Origin of the sequence: Bacillus cereus group sp. BceL291 (assembly GCF_051776705.1) — a bacterium.
Taxonomy (GTDB): domain Bacteria; phylum Bacillota; class Bacilli; order Bacillales; family Bacillaceae_G; genus Bacillus_A; species Bacillus_A cereus.
In genome coordinates this window covers 36,072-45,881 of record NZ_JBPWAP010000044.1, presented here as the reverse complement: position 1 = coordinate 45,881, position 9,810 = coordinate 36,072, and the positions used below count along the sequence as shown (strand labels likewise).

Sequence of the window (9,810 nt, the reverse complement as noted above, 5' to 3'; positions counted from 1 at the left end):
TAATATTAAGAAAAAACATTCAATTTCTTTATATTCTATCACGAATATAAAGAAAGGATGGCATTTTTTACTTTTGGGGATAGTTAACACTTTTAAGTTGATGGGCATGGGGTCTTTGCAGCTCTTGGATTTATGGCAAATAATATGGGAGTACCGGTTGATAAAGTAGCAAGTGCTGGCGTTGGGCTTGCATTCGTAGTATTTCCGCAAATTATTAATGAATTACCGATGTCACCGTTGTTTGGTGTATTATTTTTCTTATCGTTAACGGTTGCTGGAATCACATCACTTATTTCACTCGCGGAAGTATGTTTTGCTGCTGTGTCTGAAAAATTCAGTTTAAGTCGGGAAAAAACCATTGGAATTATGGGAACCCTTCTCGTGTTAGTTTCTCTTGTATTTGCAACACGTGGTGGGCTTATGTTCTTAGATGTTGTCGACTATTTCGCTAATAATTTCGGATTAATTACAATTGCACTTGCGGAAGTAGTGACGATAGGGCTCATTTTACGTCGTTTACCAGTTTATCAAAATCATGCAAACTTTGTATCTGATATTAAATTAGGAACGTTTTGGAGAGTAAGTTTACTCGTTATTACTCCGCTTATGTTAGGGTATATGCTAATTGATGGTACAATCCAAAACATTAAAAAGAATTATGGAGATTATCCGACTGAGTTTGTTGTAACGTATGGTTGGTCGATAGCAGCAGCCTTCCTTATCGTTGCGCTAATTATTAGTCTAAAGAAATGGAATGCACAAATACATTCGGATTCTGCCAAGCTTGAAAAAGAGTGGAAAGATCGAGGTGTTTCATAATGAGTGGATCAGCAATTATGATGATGGTTATTGGAATAGTAGTCATTTGGGGAGGGCTTGCATTAAGTATTGCAAACTTATTTAAGAAAAAGGCATAAGTAAAAAACATCTGTACCGAAATGGTGCAGATGTTTTTTTATGAAAAAATTGTATTAGAAAAAAATTCAATAACCATACTACAACTACGAGGAAGAGTGAAGGGGTGAATGAAAGTTGGAACAAACGATTTATATTAAAATGCGCAATCGTTTAAAAGTTTCTCCTACTTATGAAGTAAAGCTGGGCGATGTTGCTCAACTTGCCGGAGATTCTTCCGTAGTTGAGTTGTTACAAAATGAGATAGTTTACAAAATAACAGCGCATGATAAGACGCATGTTGTAATTGATGTTATGAAAGTAATTGAGATTATTCAACAGAAAGCATCTCATCTACAAATTAATTTACTCGGTTCTGGACAAACTCTTGTTGAAATTATATACGAAAAAAAGAAGGCACACCCAATTTTTTTCGGGCTTGTATGGCTATTACTTTTCATTGGAGCGGCCCTTGCGATCATTTATTTCCATGAAGATGTAAGTATGCAACAAGTACATCAACGGTTATATTACATGATTACTGGAGAATTTAATGCGCAACCACTTTTATTTCAAATTCCTTATTCTTTAGGTCTTGGTTTAGGGATGGTTTTATTCTTTAATCATGTATTTCAAAAGAGAATTAATGAAGAGCCAAGTCCGCTAGAAGTTGAGATGTTTCAATACCAACAGTCACTTGATCAGTATGTAATCGTTAATGAAAACAAGGATAATATGAAACAACTTACCGATGATTGAGTATGGATTTGTTATTTTAATTGGTTTAGCTGGAGGGATTGCGGTAGGTAGCGGATATGTCGCATTTTTAGCTGTACTTGGTATAATCCCCCGTTTAGCCCAATTAACGAGAAGTGGAAAGCATATTCAATATTTTGAGTGGGCAGTCATTGCAGGTACTTTAACAGGGGCTTGGTGCAGTTTGAAAAACATTACATTTCAAACGTCGCAATATTGGCTCGTTATATTAGGGATATTTTGTGGCACGTTCATTGGAATGCTTGCTGCGGCATTAACAGAGGTGTTAAATGTTCTACCTATTTTAGCGAAACGAGTAGGGGTAGAGGGCAAGATTATTGTTTTACTCGTTGCTATTGTACTTGGGAAAGTAATAGGATCGTTGTTTCACTGGATTTATTTCGTAAAGTAGGAGGCAGTATATAAATGACAAGTCAGAAATTGAAGGATGATTACATAAATAAAGTGAAGGAGTATCATCCAAAGCCAAACTATTTACTAAATTGTATCAAAGCATTTCTTGTAGGTGGACTCATTTGCACAGTTGGAGAAGCATTGATGAAATTTTATATACATTATTTTCACTTTAGTGAACAAGAGGCAGGAAACCCAACTGTTGCAACTCTTGTTTTATTATCCGCGATTTTAACAGGGTGTGGTGTATATGATAAAATTGGTCAATTTGCTGGAGCAGGATCAGCGGTACCGGTAACAGGATTTGCAAATTCTATGGCGAGCGCTGCCTTAGAACATAAGAGCGAAGGGGTTGTTCTAGGGATTGCTACAAATATGTTTAAACTGGCAGGAAGTGTGATTGTATTTGGGGTTGTTGGTGCATATATCATTGGGTTAATAAGGTATACCTTTAAAATTTTTATGTCTTAAAGGAGGGGCTAGTATGAGGTTGACCGGAAAACAAACGTGGGTATTTCAAAATGATATATATGTAAATGCAACGGGCACTGCTGTCGGTCCGAAAGAAGCTGAGGGCCCTCTTGGGAAAAAATTTGATATTTCATATGATGACTTGCATTGTGGAGAAGAAAATTGGGAGCTCGCCGAACGAAGATTAATGTCAGACTCAATTCAACAAGCGGTGCAAAAAGGGAATATAAAAACATCGCAAATTGATTTCTTTTTAGCGGGAGATTTATTAAATCAAACAGTGACAGCAAATTATGTTGCGCGTAAGTGGGGCATTCCTTTTTTAGGAATGTTTAGCGCTTGTGCGACGTCTATGGAGACTTTAGCAGTTGGCTCAGCTTTTATAGACGGTGGATTTGCAAATCGTGTCTTAGCTACAGTAAGCAGTCATAATGCAACGGCTGAAAGACAATTTCGCTATCCAACAGAGTATGGTGGACAAAAACCAGGGACAGCAAATTCAACTGTGACTGGTGCAGGATCTATATTAATTAGCGATGAAAAAAGTGCAATTAAAATTACGTCAGCTACAATCGGAAAAGTGCAAGATTTAGGAATCACAAATCCTTTGGATATGGGGTTAGCGATGGCTCCAGCAGCAGCTCATACAATTCAACAACATTTTGAAGATTTAAGAAGAAGTGCCGATGATTATGATTTGATTGTTACGGGTGATTTATCAGCTGTTGGGACGCCGATTGCGAAACAACTTTTACTTGAGGAAGGTTATGATCTTGGGCATATATACAATGATTGTGGATTGATGATTTATGAAGCAAGTCAAGAAGAAGTGTTTGCAGGTGGTAGTGGTTGCGCTTGTTCAGCAGTTGTTACGTATGGTCATTTATTACACGAGATGCAAAAAGGGAATTTACAACGAATTTTTGTCGTTGCGACTGGTGCATTATTAAGCCCAATGATGATGCAACAGAAGGAAACGATTCCAACAATTGCACATGGTGTCGTATTTGAGAGAGTTAAAGGAGAGTGAATTGTGGATTTTATATATGCATTTCTTGTAGGTGGAGCTATTTGTTTAATTGGGCAACTATTGTTAGATTTCGTAAAGTTAACACCAGCTCATTTAATGGCAACTTTTGTAGTCATCGGAGCAATTTTAGATGGATTTGGATTATACGATAAACTAATAAAGTTTGCAGGTGCTGGAGCGACAGTCCCTATTACAAGTTTTGGACATTCACTATTGCACGGAGCAATGCATGCAGCAGAAAAACATGGATATTTAGGAATTGGTATTGGCATGTTTAGTTTAACGTCTGCGGGTATTTCCGCAGCGATATTGTTTTCATTTTTTATAGCACTTATATGTAAACCGAAAGGATAAATCAAATGAGACGAAGGGTTGTTTTGGTCACAGATGGAGATGAATATGCAAAGCGGACAATTGAGCTTTTAACGAAGGAATTTGGGGGAAGGTGTATTTCAGCATCACAAAGTAATCCAACCAAATTGACAGGGAAAAAAGTTGTTGAGCTTATTATGCAAACGCCATATGACCCTGTATTTGTCATGTTTGATGACAGTGGATTTATTGGAGAAGGATCTGGTGAAAAGGCTTTAAAATATGTGGCTACCCATAAACAAATTGATGTGCTCGGTATTTTAGCAGTAGCGTCTAATACGCATCATTGGGAATGGGCACGTGTAGATGTAAGTGTAGATCGGAACGGGAATTTAACCGAATACGGTGTTGATAAATTTGGACTTCCAGATGGTGAAATTGGCAGGATTAGCGGAGATACAATATATTGTTTAGACGATTTAAATGTTCCTGTCATTGTTGGAGTTGGTGATATTGGTAAAATGTGCGGAAATGATGAATGGGAGAGAGGGTCACCTATTACAAAGAAAGCAATTCAATTAATTTTAGAAAGGAGTGGATTTTATGACGAAGCCTAAAAAAGTGGATATCCCTATATCAACTTTCATAAGTGACAATGAAAATTATTTAAAACAGACAGTTGGACTAGGCGTTACATACGATGTTGGCATTCGTAAATTTCAAATTTTGAATAAAGAAATTGGTGTGTTATTTGTAAACGGACTTTGTGATACAAATTATATTATCCATATTTTAGAAGAAGCCGTGGATACAAATGAGATAAGGGATGTAGAAGAAGATACAGTTAAGCTTTTAGAGAATCGCTTAATCCATCAACAAGTAAGCAAAGTGAAAACGATGGATGAGGTAATGCTCCAAGTATTATCAGGACTCATTGTGATATTTGTAGAAGGTGAAACGGAAGCGTTCGCGATCGATGTTCGTAGTTATCCAGGGCGAACACCGACAGAACCAGATACCGAAAAGGTAGTACGTGGTGCGAGGGATGGATTTGTTGAAAATATCGTTGTAAATACAGCATTAATTCGTAGAAGAATTCGAGATCCACGCCTTCGAAATGAAATGGTTCGAGTAGGAGATAGATCGCAAACGGATATTTGTATTACATACGTACAAGATGTTGCAAATGCGGATTTAGTAAAGATTATAAAACAAGAATTAAATAACATTGATGTAGATGGAATTACGATGGCGGATAAAACAGTGGAAGAATTTGTTGTAAAGCAAAGCTATAACCCATTCCCGCTTATTCGATATACAGAAAGACCAGATGTAGCAGCAAATCACCTACTAGAAGGGCATGTGTTAGTACTCGTCGACACATCACCAAGTGCTATGATTACACCGACAACATATTTTCATCATTTACAGCATGCGGAAGAGTTTAGACAAAATCCAGCTGTCGGTACATTTTTACGCTGGGTGCGCTTTTTAGGTGTTATATTTTCGTTATTTTTATTACCATTTTGGTTAGTGTTTGTATTTGATCCAACTCTTTTGCCAGCAAATCTGGCTTTTATTGGACCGACTAAGATGACGCATTTACCAATTTTATTACAAGTGTTAATGGCAGAGGTCGGACTTGAGTTTTTAAGGATGGCAGCCATTCATACTCCAACGCCGTTATCGTCTGCAGCAGGGTTGATTTCCGCTATATTAATTGGTCAAATTGCAATTGATGTAGGTTTGTTTGTGCCAGAAGTAATTTTGTATGTAGCAGTTTCGATGATTGGTGCATATGCAACACCGAGTTATGAATTAGGATTAGGGAATAAGGTTGGGAAATTGTTTGTTATTATTTTAACGGGTTTCTTCCATGAGATGGGATTTGTAATTGGTATGACGATATTAATTTTATTTTTAACGTCTATAAAAAGTTTACAAACACCTTATTTATGGCCGTTTTTACCATTTGATTGGGGCGCGTTAACAAAAATTTTACTCCGTCCAACAATGTCTAGTTTAAAAGTACGACCAAGTATTGTAAGACCTCAAAATGTAAAAAGACAAAAATAAACGGGATTATACACCCGTTTATTTTTTTTAGCAAAAATTTATTATTTTTTAACAAAAATCAAACATTTTTTGTGTACACTTAGAGTAGATATTGTGTATGGAAGGGGAAGAGGACATGATTAAATTATTTGTAAGTGATTTAGATGACACGCTCGTTTACGATGTGAATCATATGCAAAAAGAAGATGAACGTGCGCTGTGTTGGTTAGCTGAGAAAGGGACAAATATTTGTTTTGCCTCTGGCCGCTTTACACACAGAATTGATGAAGTTGTAAAAAGGTTTTCATTCCCATATTACACAACTGGCTTAAATGGAGCGACAATGTTACTTCCGGATGGGAATTTATTTCATGAATCGAGTTTTGAAAATACGGTTGCTCAGGAAATATATCGGTATATACATAAAAAAGGACTAGCGGATATTGTTTGTGCAAATGAGCAGCGATATACAAAAAGGAAGAATGAACATCACCATAATTTTGAAGCATATATGGGCGTGCATATCGCTGAAATTGAAGCGTTAGAAGAAGAGTTTGGTAAGACTGTACACCCTGCAAAATTGTTTGTTTTTGGAGAAGAAGAGAAAATTGTGACGTTAGATCAAGAGCTACGAGATACGTTTCAAGGCGAAGCGGAAGTTTTTATATCAGGTAAACGCTATGTTGATATTATGCCAAGAGGCGTGAGTAAGGGGAGTGCTCTAAAGCGACTAATGGATCATTTGCAAATTGAAGCAAATGAAGTTGCTTGTATTGGAGATTCTTTCAATGATATTTCTATGTTTGAAGTAACCCCACATTCATTTACTCTTCATCATGCCCATCCATACGTAAAGGAGAAAGCAAATCACATAGTGCGTTCGGTTGAAGAGGCTGTTATGAAATTACCGTTACTTGTATAAAAAAGAAGCCCGTCATTGGCGGGCTTCTTTTTTACTTGAATAAAGATTTAACAAAATCAATGATACTTGAGAAGAAATCTTTCACTTTATCTAGAAAACTTTGCCCTTCTTCAGATCCTAAAAAGGCAGAAACATGTTCTTTTGCTTTGTTTAATTGACTACCAACTTGATTCCAATCGATATTAAGATTCTTCATTTTATCAAATAACGATACTAAGTTATCTAACTGTTCATCTGTTAATGTAATGCCGAGTTGGTCAGCAATTTTTTTAATTAATGAACGTAAATCTTCTGTTGTTTTTGGCTGTTCTTTTGCAATTTCTTCTTTAATTTTTGCAACAAGTTGAACTGCTTTTTCTTCACCAATTTTATCACCAAGCTGGGCTGTTTGTACCATTTCTTCATTCGCTACTTTTTTAACTTCTTCAGGAATTTGTTTATTGGACGCAGTTTCGTATGCTTTCATTAATCCAGTTAAAGCTGCAGTTCCTGAAACTTTAAAAGGTGCAGTAATTTGAATTTCTGCATCTTTTACACCTGCTGTAATCAAAGCGTTAGTGTACATTGCATCTGTTACCCAGTTAATGTTCTTTGATCGTACAATAAGACCAGATCCTGGTTTTGTGTATGTAATCATAGAAGAAGAAATTGCTCTCGTACCAATTTGTGCTTTTGGAACAATGCCTTCTAGAAATTTATGTTCTTCCGCATTAGATACAGTGATAATTGTAGCATCTTTTGGTGTTTTCATTTCTTTTAACAGATCTTGTTTTTGTTGTTCGGATAAGTTCTCTCCTAATGTAACAATTGATTCTCCCTCGATGATGTCTGCAAATGAAGCTGTTGGCATCATAAATACCGTTACAGCTAATAGCAGAGCTAATAATTTCGTTTTCACGAAAAATCGCTCCCTTTCTCTTTCTAAAATTTTCGGGCAACAAAGTTATTATAGTATATATTTCTTATTTGTCACCTAGCTTTTTCCACATTTCAAAAAAGAAGTATCTAGATTGTCGGATTCTTTTTGTTTCTAGTCATGAATGTGGTAATATAGTGCTGAGATAATTGAAAGGAGACATATACGCATGAAAACTTTAGGATACATATTAATGGAAAACGGTGAAAAAATCGACTTGGAATTTTTCCCAGAAGAAGCACCGAAAACAGTAGAAAACTTTAAAAAATTAGCAGAGCAAGGATTTTATGATGGTGTGACATTCCACCGTGTTATTCCTGGCTTCGTAAGCCAAGGTGGAGACCCAACAGGTACAGGTGCAGGTGGCCCAGGTTACTCTATTCCATGTGAAACTGATGGAAACCCTCATAGACACCTTGTAGGATCACTTTCTATGGCTCACGCTGGCCGTAACACAGGCGGTAGCCAATTCTTTATCGTTCATGAGCCACAGCCGCATTTAGATGGTGTTCATACTGTATTTGGTAAAGCAACAAGCGGTATTGAAACAGTATTAAAAATGCGTCAAGGCGATGTAATGAAAGAAGTTAAAGTTTGGGAAGAATAAGGTAAGGAAAAAGAGAGCTTTTGCTCTCTTTTTTATTTTTAATGAGATTGAGTACTTCTTCTACAGCTCATCATACAAGTAGTATTGTTGCTAAAATATATTGCTTGTGAGAACAAACCTTTAACCAATTACATAGAATACATTACATTATATGTTTCAATAAATATTTTTTGTTATATTAATTTTGCTAGAATTGTGCTGCTTTAGGGTAACTATGAATGAAGTGCTGTTGAATGATATGTTTCTTTCCATTCCATATAAAATTTTCTTTTTTTAACTCTATTTATTAAAGGAATAGTGCTGAAACATAGATTTGACTTTCTTCTTTTCGCTTTGTATGATTATCAAGTTGTTTTAGACTCTTCTCACTCTGTTGAAAATATTGTAAAATGAATGTGATATGAAAAGAGTGATTGAGGGGATTACTAGTTTGTAACTTTTGTAAGAAGGGATAAGGGTTATGTTAATTCGTTTTAAAAAAAGTTATGAAAAAATTGCAATGGGGCTTCTTTCGTTTATGCCAACTGAAAAAGATGTGAAAACATTACAATTGACAATGAAAGAATATGAAGCAAAAGATGATTGGCAATTGTATTTGTGGAAAGAAAATGAAGATTTTGTTGGAATAATGGGGATTGTAAAAAAAGAGAATCAAGTATTAGAAATTCAGCATTTGAGTGTGAACCCGTCTCACCGTCATGTGGGGATTGGAACGAAGATGGTTCAAGAGTTAAAGAGTAAATTTCTTGAGTTTACAATTTGCGGAAATGAGCAAACGGCAAGTTTTTGCGAAAAATGTAAAGGGCTAGAACAAAATATACATTCGTGAAAGCAGAGATAAGTAGTTTATTATCTCTGCTTTCTTTTTTGTAATTGTTCGTTTCGTTCAGTAATGACCTCTGTGCGATCACGCAAAGTGTGCTTGTTTATAATATATTCACCTGGGATAGCATTCAAGTCTTTCCAAGAGAGGTTTTGTTTTTGACATAACTCTATGCACTGCTTCTCTAACGATGAATCTGATAAGGGTAAAAATAAAGGTACAAAACGTTCTTTTTTATGGATAGATTGCAATCTTTCATTGAGCAAGGAAAGAAGTTGTACTTGATTAATTCCTAAACGTTGTAAAGGCACACCGCTTTTTTCTAAAATTGTGATTGCGCTTTTCATCATTTTTGTGGAACCATTCCAATTAGCACGTCTTTGGTGGTATAAAGAAACTGCGATTTGAATGAGACCAACTAAGTAATGATCACGATTACCTCTTGGTTTTGTTTTCCAATACTCTTCTAGTATTTCGTGGCATTCAAAATAGTCATAATCTCCATGGAAATGAATTAAAAATTGTATGTATTCGGTAGGATACATGTTTTCTCGCTCCTATCTAACGGTTATACATATAAGTGTATCATAGAAATATGAACAATAAACGA

At 35.9% G+C, this 9,810-nt stretch carries 13 protein-coding genes and 1 pseudogene; 12 read left to right on the top strand and 2 right to left on the bottom strand.

Annotated elements, in window-relative coordinates; all coding sequences use genetic code 11:
* Positions 1 to 102 precede the first annotated feature (102 nt).
* From ACS2CR_RS23360 to ACS2CR_RS23315, 10 genes and pseudogenes are all read left to right on the top strand, one after another.
* Positions 103 to 819, top strand: a pseudogene (locus ACS2CR_RS23360) (sodium-dependent transporter); the annotation flags it as partial.
* Positions 819 to 917, top strand: a complete 99-nt coding sequence (locus ACS2CR_RS23355; protein ID WP_000016826.1) for a methionine/alanine import family NSS transporter small subunit — start codon at positions 819 to 821, stop codon at positions 915 to 917. The pseudogene ACS2CR_RS23360 and the gene ACS2CR_RS23355, both read left to right, overlap by 1 nt.
* A gap of 115 nt (positions 918 to 1,032) precedes the next feature.
* Positions 1,033 to 1,653, top strand: a complete 621-nt coding sequence (locus ACS2CR_RS23350; protein ID WP_000438365.1) for a stage V sporulation protein AA — start codon at positions 1,033 to 1,035, stop codon at positions 1,651 to 1,653.
* The gene (spoVAB, locus tag ACS2CR_RS23345) at positions 1,646 to 2,062 is read left to right on the top strand and encodes a stage V sporulation protein SpoVAB (RefSeq protein ID WP_000575190.1); all 417 of its coding nucleotides are present in this window, start codon (positions 1,646 to 1,648) and stop codon (positions 2,060 to 2,062) included. The genes ACS2CR_RS23350 and spoVAB overlap by 8 nt, the downstream gene beginning before the upstream one ends.
* Positions 2,063 to 2,076: 14 nt before the next feature.
* Complete coding sequence (spoVAC, locus tag ACS2CR_RS23340; protein ID WP_000203807.1) at positions 2,077 to 2,535, top strand: stage V sporulation protein AC; 459 nt, start codon at positions 2,077 to 2,079, stop codon at positions 2,533 to 2,535.
* Between the two features lie 13 nt (positions 2,536 to 2,548).
* The gene (spoVAD, locus tag ACS2CR_RS23335; RefSeq protein WP_153602662.1) at positions 2,549 to 3,565 is read left to right on the top strand and encodes a stage V sporulation protein AD; all 1,017 of its coding nucleotides are present in this window, start codon (positions 2,549 to 2,551) and stop codon (positions 3,563 to 3,565) included.
* A gap of 3 nt (positions 3,566 to 3,568) precedes the next feature.
* The gene (spoVAE, locus tag ACS2CR_RS23330) at positions 3,569 to 3,919 is read left to right on the top strand and encodes a stage V sporulation protein AE (protein WP_000345904.1); all 351 of its coding nucleotides are present in this window, start codon (positions 3,569 to 3,571) and stop codon (positions 3,917 to 3,919) included.
* A gap of 5 nt (positions 3,920 to 3,924) precedes the next feature.
* Positions 3,925 to 4,494, top strand: a complete 570-nt coding sequence (locus tag ACS2CR_RS23325; RefSeq protein WP_001254415.1) for a stage V sporulation protein AE — start codon at positions 3,925 to 3,927, stop codon at positions 4,492 to 4,494.
* The gene (gene spoVAF / locus ACS2CR_RS23320) at positions 4,481 to 5,953 is read left to right on the top strand and encodes a spore germination protein SpoVAF (protein ID WP_053512801.1); all 1,473 of its coding nucleotides are present in this window, start codon (positions 4,481 to 4,483) and stop codon (positions 5,951 to 5,953) included. The genes ACS2CR_RS23325 and spoVAF overlap by 14 nt, the downstream gene beginning before the upstream one ends.
* 97 nt (positions 5,954 to 6,050) lie before the next feature.
* Positions 6,051 to 6,854, top strand: a complete 804-nt coding sequence (locus ACS2CR_RS23315) for a Cof-type HAD-IIB family hydrolase (protein ID WP_002101284.1) — start codon at positions 6,051 to 6,053, stop codon at positions 6,852 to 6,854.
* A gap of 31 nt (positions 6,855 to 6,885) precedes the next feature.
* Here ACS2CR_RS23315 and ACS2CR_RS23310 read toward each other — a convergent pair whose 3' ends face one another.
* Positions 6,886 to 7,752: a DUF1002 domain-containing protein gene (locus ACS2CR_RS23310; RefSeq protein ID WP_000850518.1), complete on the bottom strand. Its 867-nt coding sequence runs from the start codon at positions 7,750 to 7,752 to the stop codon at positions 6,886 to 6,888.
* 187 nt (positions 7,753 to 7,939) lie between these two features.
* Between ACS2CR_RS23310 and ACS2CR_RS23305 the strand changes: the two genes are divergently transcribed.
* Together ACS2CR_RS23305 and ribT are read left to right on the top strand one after the other, a co-directional pair.
* Entirely contained in the window at positions 7,940 to 8,377 is a 438-nt protein-coding gene (locus ACS2CR_RS23305; RefSeq protein ID WP_000853782.1) for a peptidylprolyl isomerase, read from the top strand.
* Positions 8,378 to 8,837: 460 nt separating this feature from the next.
* The gene (gene ribT / locus ACS2CR_RS23300; RefSeq protein WP_000908401.1) at positions 8,838 to 9,206 is read left to right on the top strand and encodes a GNAT family N-acetyltransferase RibT; all 369 of its coding nucleotides are present in this window, start codon (positions 8,838 to 8,840) and stop codon (positions 9,204 to 9,206) included.
* 20 nt (positions 9,207 to 9,226) lie between these two features.
* On the opposite strand, the gene ACS2CR_RS23295 is transcribed toward ribT, so the two are convergent.
* On the bottom strand, positions 9,227 to 9,745 hold the full coding sequence (locus tag ACS2CR_RS23295; RefSeq protein ID WP_000283597.1) for a DUF309 domain-containing protein: 519 nt from the start codon (positions 9,743 to 9,745) through the stop codon (positions 9,227 to 9,229).
* Positions 9,746 to 9,810: the final 65 nt, after the last annotated feature.